Consider the following 18,236-nt stretch of genomic DNA (forward strand, 5'->3'; position numbering starts at 1 on the left):
GCGCCGCGCCCGGGGGGACCCGCCCCGGAGGAGGCGGACCACCGGGCGGGGGTCGGCCGCCGGGCGGAACCGCGCCGTGGTGTCCTGGGGGCGCTTCACCCGGCCGGGGACCGTGCGGAGCGGGTCCGGGCTGCGGCTGCCGCGCCTGCCACGGATCGTGCTGTCGGGGATCTGGATGGGTCACGTTCGCACCTTAGAACATGGAGGGCGGACGCACACCCCGCGGCCGACGCGCGGCGTCGGCCCCGCGCGCACCGCCCCCGCACGGCGAAGGGGGCACCCCCGAAGGGGTGCCCCCGATGTCACGGGCGGCCGGGTGGTGCTACTCCCGCTTGCCCGCGGCCGACTCCTCGACCTCGGGCGTGTCCGGCACCGCGGCCGGCTTGGGCACGCCCTTGAAGGTGAACTTGGCGTCCGTGCCCTCGCCCTCGGCGTCGATCACCACGATCTGACCCGCCTTGAGGTCGCCGAACAGGATCTTCTCGGACAGCTGGTCCTCGATCTCCCGCTGGATCGTCCGGCGCAGCGGACGGGCGCCCAGGACGGGGTCGAACCCGCGCTCGGACAGGATCTGCTTGGCCTTGGGCCGCAGCTCGATCCCCATGTCCCGCTCCTTGAGACGGCTGTCCAGGCTCGTGATCATCAGATCCACGATCTGGAAGATCTCCTTCTCCGTCAACTGGTGGAAGACGATGATGTCGTCCACACGGTTGAGGAACTCGGGCCTGAAGTTGGTCTTGAGCTCCTCGCTGACCTTGGCCTTCATCCGCTCGTAGTTGGTCTGGGCGTCGTCCTCCTTGGCGAAGCCCATGGCCTGGCCCTTGGAGATGTCCCGGGTGCCCAGGTTGGTCGTCATGATGATGACCGTGTTCTTGAAGTCGACGTTGCGACCCTGGGCGTCGGTGAGACGTCCCTCCTCCAGCACCTGGAGCAGCGAGTTGAAGATGTCGTTGTGGGCCTTCTCGATCTCGTCGAAGAGCACCACGGAGAACGGCTTGCGGCGCACCTTCTCGGTGAGCTGGCCGCCCTCCTCGTAGCCGACGTACCCGGGCGGGGAGCCGAACAGCCGCGAGACGGTGTGCTTCTCCATGAACTCGGACATGTCGAGCTGGATCAGCGCGTCCTCGTCCCCGAACAGGAACTCGGCCAGCGTCTTGGACAGCTCGGTCTTACCCACACCGGACGGACCGGCGAAGATGAACGAACCACCCGGGCGCTTGGGGTCCTTGAGCCCGGCGCGGGTACGGCGGATCGCCTGGGAGAGCGCCTTGATGGCGTCCTCCTGGCCGATGACGCGCCGGTGCAGCTCGTCCTCCATGCGCAGCAGCCGGGAGGACTCCTCCTCGGTGAGCTTGAAGACCGGGATGCCGGTGGAGGCGGCCAGGACCTCGGCGATGAGCTCCTCGTCCACCTCGGCCACGACGTCCATGTCGCCGGCCTTCCACTCCTTCTCCCGCTGCGCCTTCTTGCCCAGGAGCTGCTTCTCGTCGTCGCGCAGCGACGCCGCCTTCTCGAAGTCCTGCGCGTCGATCGCGGACTCCTTGTCGCGGCGCACCCCGGCGATCTTCTCGTCGAACTCGCGCAGGTCCGGCGGAGCGGTCATCCGGCGGATGCGCATCCGCGAGCCCGCCTCGTCGATGAGGTCGATCGCCTTGTCCGGCAGGAACCGGTCGCTGATGTAGCGGTCGGCGAGCTGCGCGGCGGCCACCAGCGCGCTGTCGGTGATGGAGACCCGGTGGTGGGCCTCGTAGCGGTCGCGCAGGCCCTTGAGGATCTCGATGGCGTGCGTGATGGTCGGCTCGTCCACCTGGATGGGCTGGAAGCGGCGCTCCAGCGCCGCGTCCTTCTCCAGGTACTTGCGGTACTCGTCCAGCGTGGTCGCGCCGATGGTCTGGAGCTCACCCCGGGCCAGCATGGGCTTGAGGATGGAGGCGGCGTCTATGGCACCCTCCGCCGCGCCCGCGCCGACCAGCGTGTGCAGCTCGTCGATGAACAGGATGATGTCGCCGCGGGTGCGGATCTCCTTGAGCACCTTCTTGAGGCGCTCCTCGAAGTCACCGCGGTAGCGGCTGCCCGCGACCAGCGCGCCCAGGTCCAGCGTGTACAGCTGCTTGTCCTTGAGCGTCTCCGGGATCTCGCCCTTGACGATCTTCTGGGCCAGGCCCTCGACCACGGCCGTCTTGCCGACGCCGGGCTCACCGATCAGGACCGGGTTGTTCTTGGTCCTGCGGGACAGGACCTGCATGACCCGCTCGATCTCCTTGTCCCTGCCGATGACCGGGTCGAGCTTGCTCTCCCGGGCGGCCTGGGTCAGGTTGCGGCCGAACTGGTCCAGCACCAGCGAGGTGGAGGGGGTGGACTCCGACGAGGCGCCGGTGGCCTGCGGCTCCTTGCCCTGGTAGCCGTGGAGCAGCTGGATGACCTGCTGGCGCACGCGGTTGAGGTCCGCGCCCAGCTTGACCAGGACCTGGGCGGCGACGCCCTCGCCCTCGCGGATCAGGCCCAGCAGGATGTGCTCGGTACCGATGTAGTTGTGGCCCAGCTGAAGCGCCTCGCGCAGCGACAGCTCCAGGACCTTCTTGGCCCTCGGGGTGAACGGGATGTGCCCCGACGGGGCCTGCTGCCCCTGGCCGATGATCTCCTCAACCTGCTGCCGAACCGCTTCGAGGCTGATGCCAAGGCTCTCCAGAGCCTTGGCGGCGACACCCTCACCCTCGTGGATGAGACCGAGCAGGATGTGCTCCGTACCGATGTAGTTGTGGTTGAGCATCCTGGCCTCTTCCTGGGCCAGAACCACCACTCGCCGCGCGCGGTCGGTAAACCTCTCGAACATGTCTCGTCGCTCCTCTACAGAGCGGTCAGGCAGGGACGGTTCACTCCGACCCAACTCTTCCGCATATCGGCCCCACAGGGATGAACCGCCCCGGGGAGCGCTTTCGCACCCGTCCGTACGGTCGACCGGCTGCCGACCAGACGTAGGTCTCCGGACGGTCGGCCGCAGCCGTCCGTGCCAGAGACTTTCCCCGACGATAGGGCGTTCACCCAACATCCAACTACCAATTGCGGCGCCAGATTTCCCTGTACGCCGAAGGCGAACGGCCCGGGCTCTCCCTGCGTCACAGGAGTGCCCGGACCGCGCACGTGTAAGCGTTATCGGCTCTGAGCGAACAAGCCGCGTGTTGTTCTTCCGACCGGACCGTTCGGGCGGGGAAAGCGGGAAATACGCGCCGTCGACCGGGGCGGGGGATGGTGTGGGGCTCGGGTCCCGCGACCGGGGCCGCGGGACCGGAAGCGAGTGCCTCTGCCCGGGACCGGGAGGTCGCGTGCGGCCCCGACCTTTCGTGGGCGGTCGCGCGCGCAGGCGGCGTCGGGGCGCTCCGGCGGACTGCCCCGCCCCGCCTCGCCGTCCGGCCCAGCGTGTGGGTGTGGCGGCGGAGGTCTGGAGCCGCGGGGCCGCGGGGGCGCTGTCATCGGCGCGGGGCCCTGTCAGGCGCCCCGTACCGCCCGAAGGACCCTTCGGGCCCGGCGTATCCCCTGGCATCCCGTGTCACTGGGCCGCGCCGCGGCCCGGGATGGTCGGGTTCGGGTGTCTTCCCCCGGCAGGCACCGACCGTAATTCGATCAAGACCTGACAACATTTCGGCGAACCGGGGGTCGGCGGCAAACCTAGCCCTTGATGGCCTCATATTCAGCGACGATCGCCGCGGGGATACGGCCGCGCTCATTGACGGGCTTGCCCGCGGCCTTCGCCCAGGCGCGAATCTCGGCGCTGCGCTCACGGCTGGGAGCATTCCGGCTGCCGGTGCGGCGGCCCGCGCCGCGGGACGCCTTGGCCGGAGCCTTGCGGGCCGCGTCGACGAACGGAGTAAGGGCCTCGCGGAGCTTGGCCGCATTACCCGCGCTGAGGTCGATTTCGTACACGGAGCCGTCCAGACCGAACGTCACCGTCTCCTCGGCCTCGCCGCCGTCGAGGTCGTCGACCAGGAAAACCTGGACCTTCTGTGCCATGGAATCAAACCTTTCAGAAGAGCGGTGTCTCCACACCTGAATGTAAAGCTATCTCGCGAGAACGCGAAAGACAATTCCCGGCGTGCCTGAAATCACCCGGACACCGTGTCGGGTTTCGGGGGTCACCGGCGGGCGCGCGGGATCGGCGAGATGGCCCGCGCACGCGCGTGGCCGGTTCGCCGCTCCCCGAGGAGCGCGTGATCGGTCGAGTACCGTATCAACGACCGTCGGATTCGGTGCGTCCCCCGCCCCGGACAATCGGCGTCTCGTTCGCGGCTCCGGGCTCGGCGGCCTCGGAACCGCCCCCGCCCTCACCCGCGCCCTCGGCGGCCCTGTCCTTGCTGACCAGGCTTCCGTCCATCCGGCGGGGCGCCATCTCCTTACGCAGAAGCTGGATGACGAAGGTGCAGAAGACGGCACCGACAACCACCGGTGGGATGAGCGCCGACAATACGTCGATCAGCCCGGGGGGAAGCACCGACGACAAAAAGTTCCCCATCGAAGCCGTCCACCCTTCCTGGTTGTTACTTATTGCAGCAAATACCCGACTCCGTGTCGGGCCGCTCCTGGGGGATGGCTCGCCAGACACCCGGGCAAACGCATACCGGACATCATAGACATCGTTTGCCCCCGGCTTGACACTGGACGTACCCGGGACACCTCTGGCAAACCCGAAGGGGGCCAATGTCCGGCCGTGCGTTCGGCGCCCCGGCGTGTCCGCGGGGGAACACCGTGTCCACCGGCGTCAAATCCCGACCCTTCGCCACCGCTTCGCGGAACTTCCTTCAACGTGTGGGCGGGACTCGACCCCTGGGGTACACATTACCCGCCCCCTTCCCCGACCCGGCCATCCGGTTGTGCATAAGCTGCTCGGACGCGGGCGGACGCGGTGTTGGCCCGACTGCGGCCCGTATGGGGAACTTGGTCCCGAGTGAGCGCGAAAACCTTTAGGTCCGGGTGGTTCGCGTTGGCGCGTCGAGGTGCACAAGCATGCGGGTGTTCCCGAGGGTGTTGGGCTTAACCCGCTCCAAGTCGAGGAATTCGGCGACGCCCTCGTCATAGGAACGCAGGAGTTCCTCGTACACGCGGGGGGAGACGGGTGTGCCCTGGATCCGGGCAAAGCCGTGTTTGGCGAAGAAACCGGTCTCGAATGTCAGGCAGAACACACGGCGCACGCCCAACTCCCGCGCGGTGTCCAACAGCGCGGACACGATCCGGTGTCCGACGCCGAACCCGCGCAGGGAGGGGTCCACCGCGACGGTGCGCACCTCCGCCAGGTCCTCCCAGAGCACGTGCAGCGCGCCGCAGCCCACCACGCGGTACTCGGTCCCGGCCTCGGGGGGGTCGGTGCGCTCCGCTCCGGGGGCGCGGGCAGGGGGCGCGGTGCGCGGGGAGGCCGGACCGGAGCCGTCGGGGACCACCTCCGCCTCGGCGACCCAGAACTCCTGGACGTCCTCGTAGAGGTTGACGGTGCTCTTGGAGAGCACGCGCCGGTCGACGGTGTAGGTGTCGACGAGGCGCCGGACGGCGGCGACGTCGCGCGTCCTGGCGCGGCGCACGTGAACATGGCGAACGGGCATAGCCGGACCAGACTACGCCCGGGCCCCGCGCCCGGCGGACGCGCGCGGTCCGAAAACGCGTCGGCACCCACCGGTGCGCCGGTGGGTGCCGTGGTGGGTGCCGTGACGGCTCAGATGAGCTGGCGCCGCGCGGCCCAGACGACCGCCTCGATGGGCGTGTTCACGCCGAGCACGTCGCAGATGTTGCGGATACGGCGGCGCAGGGTGCGCGCGCTGAGTTCGAGGTGCCGGGCCGCCACCTCCGTGGTGACACCGGTGGCGATCTCAGCGAGCAGTTCGAGTTCCTCGTGGTTCAGTTCCACCGGCGCGTAGGGGCTGCTCACAGCCGTCTCGTGCGGGTGGGCCTGCAGGGGGACCACGTTCTCCCTGTGCTCCCTGTGCTCCCTGGTCTGAAGGGCGCCCTGGTCGTCAGCGGTACGTCGTACGAGTGTGGCCTGTTCCACTCCGTCCTCCCTCATCATGTGAGTGCGGAACATCGACTCGTCGCCTGGCGGACGCGAGCGCGCCGGACTCGGGTCTTCCCCTGGTCCGACGCGACGGATGACTCCCGGGCGCACCGCTGTCCCCACGTGTCCCTCTGGCACAGGGACTGGGGGCGGGCGCACGGACGTCGCAGGGGCCGGTTCGCTGGAGGCTGGGACGGACAGACTCCACCGAGGGCGCGCATGCGCGCGGGGAACGCCGACCGCGTCCGGCGGTCCCTCTCCCCGCTCACCGTCGTTCTCGATCCACTTCGGCAAACTCCACGGGTCTCGACCCGCTCACAGCACGCTAGGCCGCAGAGATGATACCGTCAAGGCCCCATAAATCACCATGTGTAGTTATGGCGGCCCCTTCCGTGACAAAGTAATGGAAGGGAAAATACGCTGACTACATTGACCTGCGTAAACAACGTTCAGCGGAGAGTGGCGGAGTTCGCCGCGCCCCGGTCGGCAAAACTTCGGAACTGTCCGACCGGCTACGCGGCCGTGGCCCCGGGTTCGCGCGGCCTGTCCGGCCGGGATGACGGAACCCTTGGTACTGGCGCTGTCCCGGCGCAGGGAGCGGGGCCGCCGCACCGTGTGCGCGACGGCCCCGCTCCACCTTTCGGTCATCCGACCGGCGCCGTTATATCCCCGGTAAATTCGGGCCCACGGCGCTCCGGCTCAATCCCCGGAAGGCTTCACGAGCGGGAAAAGGACAGTTTCCCGGATGTTCTTTCCGGTGAAGGCCATGAGCAGGCGGTCGATACCGACCCCCACACCGCCGGTCGGCGGCATTCCGTACTCCAGGGCCCGCAGGAAGTCCTCGTCCAACTGCATCGCCTCGGGGTCGCCCTCGGCGGCCATCAGCGACTGCCGGGTGAGGCGCTCGCGCTGCTCGACCGGGTCGACCAGCTCCGAGTAACCCGTGCCCATCTCCATGCCGAACCCGATGAGGTCCCACTTCTCGGTGAGCAGCGGGTCCTCGCGGTGCTGCCGTGTGAGCGGGCTGGTCTCCACCGGGAAGTCGCGCACGAAGGTGGGCTGGACGAGCGTGTGCTCCACCAGCTCCTCGAAGACGTGCTCCACGAGCTTGCCCTGTCCCCAGGAGGGGTCGTACTCCACTCCCCGGGAGTCGGCCAGGCGGCGGACCTCGTCGATCGGCGTGCGCGGGTCGACCTCGGCCCCCAGCGCCTCGGACACCGCCCCGTACAAGGTGACCTGCGGCCACTCCCCGCCCAGGTCGTAGGTGCGCCCGTCCCGCTCGACCACCGTCGAGCCGAACACTGCGCGCGCCGCCTCCTGGATGAGTTCGCGGGTCAGGTCGGCCATGACGTTGTAGTCGGCGTAGGCCTGGTAGAACTCCAGCATCGTGAACTCGGGGTTGTGCGTGGAGTCCGCGCCCTCGTTGCGGAAGTTGCGGTTGACCTCGAAGACCTTCTCCAGACCGCCCACGACCAGCCGCTTGAGGGACAGCTCGGGGGCGATCCGCAGGTACAGGTCCATGTCGTAGGCGTTGATGTGGGTGGTGAAGGGGCGCGCCGTGGCGCCGCCGTGCACCCGCATCAGCATGGGCGTCTCGACCTCGACGAAGTCGCGGGAGGCGAGCCCCTCGCGGATCGCGCGGATGGCGGCCGAGCGGCGGCGCACCATCTGCTGGGACTCGGGGTTGACGATGAGGTCGACGTAGCGCTGGCGGACCCGGGCCTCGGGGTCGGTCAGGCCCTTGTGCTTCTCCGGGAGCGGGCGCAGGCACTTGGCGGTCAGCGTCCAGCCGGTCACCAGGATCGACAGCTCTCCGCGGCGGGAGGTGATGACCTCACCCTCGACGCCCACGTGGTCGCCGAGGTCGACGTCGGCCTTCCAGGCGTCCAGGCGCTCCCGGCCCACCTGGTCCAGGGACAGCATGATCTGGATGTCGCCGGTCTCGTCGCGCAGGGTGGCGAAGCACAGCTTGCCGCCGGTGCGGTAGAGCATGACGCGCCCGGCGACGGAGACCTCCACGCCCGTGCGGGTGTCCGGCTCCAGCCCCTGGTGTTTGTCGCGCACGTCCCCGATCGACGTGGACCGCGGGAAGGTCACGGGGAAGGGGTCGGTGCCCTCCTCACGCAGCCGGTCCAGCTTCTGGCGCCGGACCCGCATCTGTTCGGGCAGGTCGTCGTAGGTGTCGTCGTGCGCGTCATTCACGCGCACGATCCTACCGGCGGCCGCGGTCCGGCCCGACCGGTCGGCGTCCGCGGGCGCGGGGCGCGCTGCGGCGGTCGCGGCCCCCGGGGGGCAGGGGCGCGGTGGGTCGACGGTGACGCCTGTCACTAGTATTGCGCTGCCCTGACCCGCACCTTCACAGCCGAGAGCAGTACCTACCGAGATACGGATTCCACTGGTGAGTGTTGAGGGAAGCACGAGAGCCGTCGTCACGGCGCTGTGCGCGAACCTGGGAATCGCCGCGACGAAGTTCGTGGCCTACCTCCTGACCGGATCGTCGTCGATGATGGCCGAGTCCATCCACTCGGTCGCGGACTCCAGCAACCAGGCGCTGCTGCTCATCGGCGGCAAGCGGTCTCGCCGGGGCGCCACGGAGGAGCACCCCTTCGGCTACGGCCGCGAGCGCTACGTGTACGCGTTCATGGTGGCGATCGTGCTGTTCAGCCTGGGCGGCCTGTTCGCGCTCTACGAGGCCTGGCACAAGATCTCCCACCCCGAGCCGATCACGTCCTGGCAGTGGGTCCCGGTGGCCGTGCTGCTGGTGGCGATCGTGCTGGAGTCGTTCGCCATGCGCACGGCGGTCAAGGAGTCCAACGCGGTCCGAGGCAAGGCGAGCTGGGTGCAGTTCATCCGCCGCTCCAAGTCCCCCGAACTGCCGGTGATCCTGCTGGAGGACGCGGGCGCGCTGCTGGGCCTGGTGTTCGCACTGGCCGGCGTCGGGCTGACTCTGATCACCGGCGACGGCCTGTGGGACGGCCTGGGCACCGCCGCCATCGGCGTCCTCCTGGTGGTCATCGCGGTCGTGCTGGCCGTCGAGGTCAAGAGCCTGCTGATCGGCGAGGCCGCCACGAGCGAGAACGTGCGGGCCATCCGCCGGGCCGTCGAGTCGGTCGAGGACATCGACCGCCTGATCCACATGCGCACGCAGCACGTGGGGCCCGAGGAGCTGCTGGTGGCCGCCAAGGTGGCCGTGGACGCGCGCGACGACGCGGGCCGGATCACGCGGGCGATCAACGAGGCCGAGGAGCGCATCCGGGCCGCGGTGCCCATCGCCACGCTGGTCTACATCGAGCCGGACCTGTTCCGGGGCGGGGCCTCGCCGGAGGCGTCCTCCGGAACCGTCTCCCCGGGCTGAGCCGGGGCGGTGGTGCGGCGGCCGGGGCCGGTCGCCGCACCACCGCGGCCGCTTGCGAGACCCGCGCCTTCGTCGGGGACCCGTCGAGCGCGGCGTCCACCCGGCCACCACGGAACCCGTCGCCGCCGAGGTCCTGAGCGGGGCGAGGGGTTCCACCGAGGCCCGACGGCTGGGACGCCTCACCGACGGGCTGATCCAGCGGTCCCCGGGCAACGGGCTCGACTTCCGCCGTTGGGCGGTCATCTACAGTGAGGCACCCGTTCCAGGGGCAGGACGATCCGCGAGCTCCACGGCTGCCCCGTCGCGGCCGTCGCCCCGCGCACCGACGCGGTCCTCGTGCACCGCGGCTCCGACCGCCTAGCCGAGGTGTCACCCCGGCTGCGCGCGCAGCGCCACGGCCAGGACTGGACCCGCCGGGGCGCAAGGCCTCCTACCGCTCCCCGCCCCGGGCCCGGGTCAGCCGACGTTGCGCTCGTAGACCAGGCGCAGGCCGATGAGGGTCAGCCACGGCTCGTGCAGGTCGACCGTCTCGCACTCGGCCACCACGGTGGAGGCGAGCCCCCCGGTGGCCACCACGGTCACGTCGTCGGGCGCGTCGGTGAGCTCGGCGACCATGCGGTCCACGATCCCGTCCACCTGGCCCGCGAACCCGAACACGATCCCCGAGCGCAGCGCCTCGGTGGTGTTCTTGGCGATGGCCGCGCGCGGCTTGACGATCTCCACCATGTGCAGTTGGGCGCCGCGCCGGGAGAGGGCGTCCACGGAGATGTCGATGCCCGGGGCGATGGCCCCGCCCACGTACTCCCCGCGCGCGCTGACCGCGTCGAAGGTGGTCGCGGTCCCGAAGTCCACCACCACGGCTGGGCCGCCGTAGAGGTGGTTGGCGGCCAGCGCGTTGATGATCCGGTCGCTGCCCACCTCCTTGGGGTTGTCCATCCGGATCGGCACCCCGGTCTTGACGCCGGGTTCGACGATCACGGCCGGGACGTCCCCGAAGTGGCGGCGGAACATGTCCCGCATCTCGTGCTGCACCGACGGGACCGAGCAGCACAGGGCGATGCCGTCGATGTCCTCGGGGCGGCCCAGGCTGCTGCCGTCGACGAGCCCGCGCAGGACCACGGCCCACTCGTCGGCCGTGCGCCTGGTGTCGGTTCCCACCCTCCAGTGTTCGAGAAGGTCGTCGGATTCGAAGAGACCGAAGACCGTCTCGGAGTTGCCGACGTCGATCGCGAGCAGCATGCTGGGGGCCTCATCCGTGGTCGAAGTGGTGTGTTCTCAAGGAATCTTCCACCAACCGGGCCGCTCACAACAGGTCAAGCGCGATATCCAGCGCCGGACTGGAGTGGGTGAGCGCCCCGACCGCCAGATAGTCCACCCCGGTGCGGGCCACGTCGCCCGCCGCGTCCAGGGTCAGGCCCCCGGAGGACTCCAGCCGCGCACGGCCCGCGACCAGCGCGACCGCCTCACGGAGCCGCTCGACGGTGAAGTTGTCGAGCAGGATCTCCTCGGCGCCCGCCGCGATGGCGTCCTCGATCTGGTCGGTCCGGTCCACCTCCACCTCCAGGGGGAGGTCGGGGAAGCGCGCGCGGATGGCGCGGACCGCCTCGCCGACGCCGCCCGCGGCGACGACGTGGTTGTCCTTGACCAGTCCGGCGTCGCTGAGGCCGTAGCGGTGGTTGACCCCGCCGCCGCAGCGCACGGCGTACTTCTCCAGCGCGCGCAGCCCCGGCCGGGTCTTGCGGCTGTCCCGGATCCGGGCGCCGGTTCCGGCCACGGCGTCCACCCAGGCGCGGGTGGCGGTGGCGATTCCGGACATGTGGGTGAGGAAGTTGAGCGCGGTCCGCTCCGCGGTGAGCAGGTCGCGGGTGCGCGCGGTGACCGTCATCAGGACGTCGCCGCGCTTGACCGCGTCGCCGTCGGCCACGGTCCGGTGCGCCTCCAGGGCCCCGTCGGCGACCAGCCAGAAGACGAGTTCGGCGAGCGGGAGGCCGCTGACGGTGCCGTCGGCGCGGGCCACCACGTGCGCGGTGCGCACCTGGTCGCCGGGGATGGTCGCGACGGTGGTGACGTCGATGCCCGGACCCGCGGTGAGGTCCTCGGACAGGGCGCGGCGGACCAGGTCCACGTGGGACTGCGAGGGGGCGGTGTAGGGGAGGACGAACTCGGCGCGCGCGTCCGGGTGGGCGCCCGGGCCGTGCTCGCCCCGGGGCTCCGCTCCGCTCCGCCCCGTGTTCGGGCGTCCCGAGAGGTGGGAACCCGCCAGAGGGAGGCCGATGGAGTCCAGCTCCGCGGTGAGCGCGGGCGGCAGGGAGGGCGTCCAGTCCTCATCCGTGGTCACGATGGTGTTCCCTTCCAGTCGGACGACGACGGGGCGGATCCGGAGCCCGGGTACGGGCTCGGGGTGGTCGGCCCGCTGGTGCGCGCCCCTGCTCTCGGTCCTGTGCAGCGCGGCGGCTGCCACGAGCCGGGCCGCGGTGAGCAGGTTGGCGGTCTCCCAGGCGGCCACGTCGGGGGTGGCCGGGGAACCGGGACGGGAGAGGGCGTCGAGTTCGGCGGTCAGCTCGGCGAGCCCCTCTCCGGTGCGCAGCACCCCGGCGTGGCGTGACATGAGGGTGCGCACGCGGGCCGCGGCGGCGGGGTCGGGGAGCGTGGTGACGGTGCCGACGGCCTCCGCCCGAACGGGCCGGGGGGCGGGGTCGCCCGCCAGGCGGGCGGCTATCCGGTCGGCGTAGACCAGGCCCTCAAGCAGGGAGTTGGAGGCGAGCCGGTTGGCGCCGTGCACCCCCGTGCGGGCGACCTCCCCCACGGCCCACAGACCGGGGACCGAGGTGCGGCCGTCGATGTCGACTTCGACGCCGCCGGAGGCGTAGTGGGCGGCGGGGGCGACGGGGACCGGCCGGGTGAGCGGGTCGATGCCGTGCTCGCGGCAGGAGGCGAGGATGGTCGGGAAGCGCCGCTCCCAGGTGGCCGGGCCGAAGTGGCGGGTCTCCAGGTAGACGTGGTCGACGCCCTGCTCGGCCATCGTGCGGGCGATGGTGCGCGCCACCACGTCGCGGGGGGCGAGGTCGGCCAGCTCGTGGACGCCCTCCATGATGTGCACGCCCTCGGCGTCCACCAGGTAGGCGCCCTCCCCGCGCAGGGCCTCGGAGACCAGGGGCTGGCGCCCGCGCGCCTCCGGGCCGAGCCAGAGCACCGTGGGGTGGAACTGGATGAACTCCAGGTCGCGCAGGCGCGCCCCGGCTCGGGCGGCCAGGGCGAGGCCGTCCCCGGTGGACACGGGCGGGTTGGTGGTGGCGGCGAAGACCTGTCCCATGCCGCCGGTGGCCAGCACCACGGCGGGGGCCAGGACCGCGCCGACGCCGTCGCGGGCGCCCTCGCCCATGACGTGCAGGGTGGCTCCGCACACCGCTCCCGTGTCGGGGTCGCGCAGGGCGTCCAGGGCCACGGCGTGCTCGACGGCCTCGATGCGCTCCTCGGCCAGGACGGCGGCCACGAGGGCGCGCTGGATCTCGGCGCCGGTGGCGTCGCCGCCCGCGTGCGCGACGCGGTCGGCGCGGTGGCCTCCCTCGCGGGTGAGGGCCAGGGCCCCGTCCTCGGCGAGGTCGAACTCGGCGCCCAGCCCGATGAGCCAGCGCAGGGCGTCGGGGCCCTCGGCGGCCAGGACGTTGACGGCGTGGGGGTCGGACAGGCCCGCCCCCGCCAGGTGGGTGTCGACCATGTGGGCGACGGGCCCGTCCTCGGGCGCCATGGCGGCGGCGATCCCGCCCTGGGCGTAGGCGGTGGAGCCGGTGGACAGGCGGTCCTTGGTGACGAGTACGACCCGGCCGCGTTCGGTGCGCTGGACGTAGCGCAGCGCGGTGCTCAGACCGGCGATGCCCGAGCCGACGACCGCGACGTCGGCCTCGATCGTCCACCCCGGCTCGGGGGCGTCGAGCCGTGTCTGGAGGGGTGTGCTCATCCGTGTTCTCTCTTCCGGGGTGCCGCCGGTACGCGGCGCTGGTGTGCGAAGGGATCCGGCCCACCCCTGGGACGCGGGGCGGGGGCGGCCTAGAGGGTCAGGGGCACGTTGTCGATGAGCCGGGTCGTGCCCACGCGGGCGGCGACGGCCAGGACGGCCCCGCCCGTGTGGTCGGCGGGGACGTCGGCGAAGGTGGCCGGATCGACCAACGCGAGGTAGTCGAGTTCGACGGGCGGCTCGGCCCCGGCCGCGTCGTCCAGGACGTTCCGGGCCGCGGCGCGGACGGCGTCGGGGCCCCCGGAGGCGGCGGCGCGGCCCGCCTCCAGAGCGCGCGACAGGGACAGGGCGCTGGCGCGCTCGGCCGCGGACAGGTAGACGTTGCGGCTGGAGGTGGCCAGGCCGTCGGGGTCGCGCAGGGTGGGCGCGCCGACGATCTCCACGGGCATGTCGAGGTCCGCGGCCATGCGGCGGACCACGGCGAGCTGCTGGGCGTCCTTGCTGCCGAAGACCGCGAGGTCCGGGCCGACCAGGTGCAGGAGCTTGCTGACCACGGTGAGCACGCCGGTGAAGAACCCGGGGCGGGAGGCGCCCTCCAGCCGGTCGCCCATCGCGCCCGCGTGGACGGTGACCGTCTGCTCGGCGGGGTACATGGTGTCGACGCCGGGGGCGAAGACCACGTCGACGCACTCCTCCGCGCACACGGCGGTGTCGGCGTCCAAGGTGCGCGGGTAGCGGTCGAAGTCCTCGCCGGGCCCGAACTGGAGCGGGTTGACGAAGACGCTGACGACCACGGTGTCGGCGCGTTCGCGGGCCAGGCGCATGAGGCTGCGGTGGCCCTCGTGAAGGGCGCCCATGGTGGGGACGAGGGCGACGCGTCCGGCGCCCGTGAGGGCGCGGCGCAGCTCGTCGGGCGTGTGCGCGACGAGGGGGGCGGGGGCGGCGGAGTGCGGTGCGGTCATCGGTGGTTTCCCGTGGTGGTGTTCTGCGTCGCGGCGGCCGTGCGCGCGCCGGACCCGGCGGCGTCTCAGCGGCGGAGGACGTCGAGCAGGCGCGCGGCGTCCTCGGGCTTGAGCATCCCGGCGTTGATGGCGCGGTCGGCGGTCAGCCGGGCGAGTTCGACGTAGCTGGCCACGCTCTCGGGCGCGTTCTCCCGCAACTGCTCGATGTGCCCGGCGACGGTTCCGGAGTCGCCGCGCAGGACGGGGCCGCTCAGGCCGTGGATGCCCAGGCGCAGGGCGTTGTCCAGGGCCGCGCTGAGCATGGGGGCGAGCATGCGGCCGGGTTCGGGGACCCCTGCGGAGGCGAGCAGGGCGGCGCTGTCGGAGACCAGGGTGACCAGGTGGTTGGCGCCTCCGGCGAGGGCCGCGTGGTAGAGGGTGCGCTTGTCCTCGGTGATCCACACGGGTTCGGCGCCCATCTCGACGACGAGGGCCTCGGCGATGGGGCGCAACTGCTCGGGCGCGGTGACGCCGAAGGCGCAGTTGGCGAGGCGGTCGATGTCCTCGTCGCGCCCGGTGAAGGTCATGGCGGGGTGGAGCGCGAGGGGCAGGGCGCCGACGAGGGTGGCGGGGGCCAGGACGCCGTAGCCGTGGGCGCCGCTGGCGTGGACGAGGATCTTGCCGCGCAGGTCGGTACCGGTGGAGGCGAGCCCTTCGACGAGTTCGGGGAGGGCGTCGTCGGGGACGGTGAGCAGGACGAGGTCGGCGGCCTCGGCGACCCGGGCCGGTTCGAGCACCCGCGCGGTGGGCAGGCGGTCGGCGACCCTGGCCCGGGAGGCGTCGGAGACCGCGGAGGCGGCGACGACCTTGTGCCCGGCCCGGCCCAGGGCCTGGCCGAGTACGGAGCCGACCCGTCCGGATCCGATGACGCCGATCCGCAGGCGGGCGGGGCGTCCCTGCGTCGTCTCCATGTGTGCCCCCTCGTGGTCCGAACGCGTGGGGCGCTTCCGGTTCCTGTCGTTCCGGGGCGCCTGAGCACACGATAGTCCTCCCCGGCCGGTGACCTGCCGACCCGCCCCCGGGCACGCGTGTGGGGGCGGACACCGCGTCCGCCCCCACCACCCGGCGCGTGGGCCCCTGCGCGGGACCGGCCGGGTCAGTCCTGGATGATCACCCCGGTGTTGAAGCACGAGCCCAGGGACTGTCCGAAGGCGGCGTTGGAGTTGCCGCAGCCCACGTTGCCGTTCGTCAGGCCGTTGATGTAGGAGAGGTTGCCGCTGAAGTCGGAACCGTAGTTGGAGGTCCAGGTGCCGACGTTCGCGGCCGCCGGTGCCGCGGTGAGGAGGACCCCGGCGGAGGCGAGGATCACGGCGCTGGTGGCGAGCGTCTTCTTGAGCACTACACGTCTCCTTCTGTGTCCGGTCGGGGGGACCGCCGGACGGCTGGTTGTGTGGCGGCTCCCTGGGGAACCGCTCAAGAAATTACCCCCGGAAGTCCTCGTTTTCCTGCTTTGAGCTGGCCTTATAACCAGAGGCGTCCTTATGTTCACACTGGGTGCGCGGACCTCTCGGGTGTGTCCGGGACAAAGGCCCAGACATCGCCGGGAGGCGTGTGCGCGAAGCGTCACCGGTCGGACGGTTTCCAGTCGGACGACAATTGCGGTTGCGGCCGTGCGGAAGGGGGCGCGGGTCGCGGACGGGGTTCGCGGGGCGGGTCCCGGGCACGGCGAAGGCGCCACCCCGTCGTCACGGGATGGCGCCTCGTTCGGGAGCCCGTCGCCCGGCGGGGCCGGGACGGGCGGTCCCGGGCTGCTACCAGTTCTTCACGGTGGCGCCGGAGTCGACGCAGTTGGCGCCGGCCACGCCGAGGACCGCGATGGCGTTGCCGCAGACGTTGATCGGCACGTCCAGGTCGGCCACGAGCTGGTTGCCCCCCAGGATGCTTCCGTTGCCGGAGGTCGAGACGTTGCTGTTGGCCATGGCCGGAGCGCCGGTGAACAGGACGCCCGCGGCGGCGGCGACGATGGCACTGGCGGCGAAAGCCTTCTTCAGCATGTGGTTTCTCCCGTCGGACCGGTTGGCGGGGGGCGCCAACCGGTCAATACCATTGACTATGTGTATGACACTGAACACTCCCCGTGTTCGGTCACCATTTAGCCATACTCCCTCGCCCCGCGTGGCCACAACACGAAAGCATTTCACGACCGCGAGCTGGAATTATCACCATCCGTGCGCATCCATGTCCGACATGTGAACCATAAAAGGGAGCCCGAGAGCCCCTTAATGTGATGCACGACACATCAGCGTTCGGGGGTGTCCCGGGTCCCGCCCGTACCTTCCTCGGCGGAGGTGACGTCTTTCCCGGTCTCCGCGGCCCCCGACCCCGGATCCTCGGGTTCGGGACCTTCGGCCCCCGGAGCCAGGAAGCGCGGACGGCCGACCGGCGGCGGCGCGGCCGGGGCCTCGACGCGCGTCGGGCCCTCCGGATCCCCGGCGTGCTCCTGCGCCCCGGCGGGCGCGGGCCGCCCGGGTCCGGCCTCCTCGAAGGAGGGCCGCACGGCGGCCCCGGACCGGCGGGTGAGGGTGGCGCGGGTCGCCCAGCGCTCCGTGCCCGCCGCGGGCACCCGGGCCCGGCGCCCGTGCTCGGCCAGCGCGTCCAGGAAACGGCGCGCCTCCCGGGCCCCGCGCCCGTGGGCCCTGGCGCGGACCGGCCCGGGGGGCGTGTCCACGTCCACCGCGACACGCCCCGTCAGGCGGGCCAGCGGCCCGGCCACCAGGCGCGCCGTCTGGACGCGCTCCACCGGGACGATCTCCGTCACCAGGCAGAACAGGCCGCGTGTGCTGACGAAGAGGTGCTCGTCCACGCCCATCAGGTTCGGCACCGGCCTGTCGTTGGGCACGAGCGGCACGTGGGCCGCCTCGCTCTCCGGGAACAGCTCGTTGACCAGGGCGAAGGCCGTGCGGCGCGGCGCCACGGGAAGCAGGGTGGACGAGTCGGCCTGGCGCGCGCCCGCGTAACCGGCGACGTTGGCCTCGACCCGGGCCACGCCCAGAGCCCGCCATAGCAGGGGCTCGACCACGCGCACGGCCTGCACGCGCCCCGGCGGGACGGTCTGCATGCGCCGCTGGAACATGCCGTAGCGCAGGCGCAGGCCGTCGGAGGACAGGGAGGCGTAGTAGTCGGTGTAGCGGGCCAGAGGCCCCCAGAAGTAACGCAGCAGCCCCAGGGTGAGCGGGAGGATCGCGCCCACCACGCCCGGTTCCGCGAAGACCGCGCCCGCGGTGGCGAGCATGAGCAGCGCGATGAAGGACAGCAGGACCGGCACGCGGAAGGTCAGCGCACCGAGCAGCAGCAGGAAGGGCAGCCGGTAGAACGGCCACTCCGGCGCCTCGGGTGAGCGCCCGGGGAGTCCGGCGGCGTGCGCGAGGACGGCCACGCGCAGGCGCTCGGCCAGGGAGCGGGGCAGGCAGCGCAGCCGGATGTCGCTCCCGTCGCCGCCCGCCAGCTCGACGCGCAGGTCGGCCATGCCGAACACCTGGAGGAACAGGGGCCGGACCACGTCCACCGCCTGGAGGCGGCTGAGCGGCACCTCGCGCGAGCTGCGCCTGACCAGGCCGCTGTGGACGACCAAGTGGTCCTCGCGCAGTCCGAAGGTGGCGTACCACCACGCGGGCAGGGCGTAGGCGAGCGTGCCGAAGACGACGGCCACCGCCATCATCGCGACCCAGACGAGGCCGAAGGTGTTGAGGATGGGGCCGACCAGAGCCACGAACACCAGGGTCACCGCGACGACCTGGAGCGGGACGCTCATCCAGTGCGCGCGGAACACACCCGTGGTGACGTCGTCCTCCGGGCGCGGGGGCCGGACCGGCTGGGGCCGCCACCCGGGCGGGGGCGGCGCGGCGGGCGGCTGCGGCGGCCCGAACGGCGGTCCCGGCGGTCCCTGGTACC

At 71.7% G+C, this 18,236-nt stretch carries 14 protein-coding genes; 1 reads left to right on the top strand and 13 read right to left on the bottom strand.

Translation table 11 applies throughout. From position 1 onward, the window contains the following. Positions 1–322: 322 nt before the first annotated feature. From ABD54_RS19265 to lysX, 6 genes are all read right to left on the bottom strand, one after another. Positions 323–2,833, bottom strand: coding sequence for an ATP-dependent Clp protease ATP-binding subunit (locus ABD54_RS19265; protein ID WP_082166905.1), 2,511 nt, complete (start codon positions 2,831–2,833; stop codon positions 323–325). A gap of 833 nt (positions 2,834–3,666) precedes the next feature. Beyond that, positions 3,667–4,008, bottom strand: a complete 342-nt coding sequence (locus ABD54_RS19270; protein WP_047870910.1) for an Lsr2 family protein — start codon at positions 4,006–4,008, stop codon at positions 3,667–3,669. A gap of 217 nt (positions 4,009–4,225) precedes the next feature. Beyond that, positions 4,226–4,507, bottom strand: a complete 282-nt coding sequence (locus ABD54_RS19275; protein ID WP_047870911.1) for a hypothetical protein — start codon at positions 4,505–4,507, stop codon at positions 4,226–4,228. A gap of 448 nt (positions 4,508–4,955) precedes the next feature. Then, complete coding sequence (locus ABD54_RS19280) at positions 4,956–5,588, bottom strand: amino-acid N-acetyltransferase (RefSeq protein ID WP_047870912.1); 633 nt, start codon at positions 5,586–5,588, stop codon at positions 4,956–4,958. A gap of 110 nt (positions 5,589–5,698) precedes the next feature. Then, entirely contained in the window at positions 5,699–6,031 is a 333-nt protein-coding gene (locus ABD54_RS19285) for a LuxR C-terminal-related transcriptional regulator (RefSeq protein ID WP_047870913.1), read from the bottom strand. A gap of 702 nt (positions 6,032–6,733) precedes the next feature. Then, a complete protein-coding gene (gene lysX, locus ABD54_RS19290; protein ID WP_327136930.1) occupies positions 6,734–8,467 on the bottom strand; it encodes a bifunctional lysylphosphatidylglycerol synthetase/lysine--tRNA ligase LysX in 1,734 nt (577 codons plus the stop codon). On the opposite strand from lysX, the gene ABD54_RS19295 reads away from it, so the two are divergent. After that, positions 8,433–9,389: a cation diffusion facilitator family transporter gene (locus ABD54_RS19295; protein WP_047870914.1), complete on the top strand. Its 957-nt coding sequence runs from the start codon at positions 8,433–8,435 to the stop codon at positions 9,387–9,389. The genes lysX and ABD54_RS19295 overlap by 35 nt on opposite strands. 456 nt (positions 9,390–9,845) lie before the next feature. Here the strand turns inward: ABD54_RS19295 and ABD54_RS19300 are convergent, their stop codons facing one another. The 7 genes from ABD54_RS19300 to ABD54_RS19330 all read right to left on the bottom strand — a co-directional run. Further along, complete coding sequence (locus ABD54_RS19300; RefSeq protein WP_047870915.1) at positions 9,846–10,628, bottom strand: type III pantothenate kinase; 783 nt, start codon at positions 10,626–10,628, stop codon at positions 9,846–9,848. Positions 10,629–10,692: 64 nt separating this feature from the next. Further along, a complete protein-coding gene (locus ABD54_RS19305) occupies positions 10,693–13,347 on the bottom strand; it encodes an L-aspartate oxidase (RefSeq protein ID WP_047870916.1) in 2,655 nt (884 codons plus the stop codon). A gap of 89 nt (positions 13,348–13,436) precedes the next feature. After that, on the bottom strand, positions 13,437–14,306 hold the full coding sequence (gene panC, locus ABD54_RS19310) for a pantoate--beta-alanine ligase (RefSeq protein ID WP_047870917.1): 870 nt from the start codon (positions 14,304–14,306) through the stop codon (positions 13,437–13,439). Between the two features lie 65 nt (positions 14,307–14,371). Continuing rightward, a complete protein-coding gene (locus tag ABD54_RS19315; RefSeq protein WP_047870918.1) occupies positions 14,372–15,256 on the bottom strand; it encodes a Rossmann-like and DUF2520 domain-containing protein in 885 nt (294 codons plus the stop codon). Between the two features lie 185 nt (positions 15,257–15,441). After that, positions 15,442–15,684, bottom strand: coding sequence for a hypothetical protein (locus ABD54_RS19320; RefSeq protein WP_047870919.1), 243 nt, complete (start codon positions 15,682–15,684; stop codon positions 15,442–15,444). Between the two features lie 412 nt (positions 15,685–16,096). Beyond that, on the bottom strand, positions 16,097–16,339 hold the full coding sequence (locus tag ABD54_RS19325; protein ID WP_047870920.1) for a chaplin family protein: 243 nt from the start codon (positions 16,337–16,339) through the stop codon (positions 16,097–16,099). Between the two features lie 245 nt (positions 16,340–16,584). After that, positions 16,585–18,236, bottom strand: a 1,652-nt coding sequence (locus tag ABD54_RS19330) for a PH domain-containing protein (RefSeq protein ID WP_047870922.1), incomplete at its 5' end; no start/stop codon positions are given.

It is taken from the genome of Nocardiopsis sp. RV163, from assembly GCF_001029525.1.
Taxonomy (GTDB): domain Bacteria; phylum Actinomycetota; class Actinomycetes; order Streptosporangiales; family Streptosporangiaceae; genus Nocardiopsis; species Nocardiopsis dassonvillei.

Coding starts and splice junctions, on each gene's coding strand:
- ABD54_RS19300 (WP_047870915.1), bottom strand. CDS start 10,628: ATGCTGCTCGCGATCGACGTCGGCAACTCCGAGACGGTCTTCGGTCTC.
- ABD54_RS19325 (WP_047870920.1), bottom strand. CDS start 16,339: ATGCTGAAGAAGGCTTTCGCCGCCAGTGCCATCGTCGCCGCCGCCGCG.
- ABD54_RS19305 (WP_047870916.1), bottom strand. CDS start 13,347: ATGAGCACACCCCTCCAGACACGGCTCGACGCCCCCGAGCCGGGGTGG.
- panC (WP_047870917.1), bottom strand. CDS start 14,306: ATGACCGCACCGCACTCCGCCGCCCCCGCCCCCCTCGTCGCGCACACG.
- ABD54_RS19280 (WP_047870912.1), bottom strand. CDS start 5,588: ATGCCCGTTCGCCATGTTCACGTGCGCCGCGCCAGGACGCGCGACGTC.
- ABD54_RS19315 (WP_047870918.1), bottom strand. CDS start 15,256: ATGGAGACGACGCAGGGACGCCCCGCCCGCCTGCGGATCGGCGTCATC.
- ABD54_RS19265 (WP_082166905.1), bottom strand. CDS start 2,833: ATGTTCGAGAGGTTTACCGACCGCGCGCGGCGAGTGGTGGTTCTGGCC.
- ABD54_RS19275 (WP_047870911.1), bottom strand. CDS start 4,507: ATGGGGAACTTTTTGTCGTCGGTGCTTCCCCCCGGGCTGATCGACGTA.
- ABD54_RS19270 (WP_047870910.1), bottom strand. CDS start 4,008: ATGGCACAGAAGGTCCAGGTTTTCCTGGTCGACGACCTCGACGGCGGC.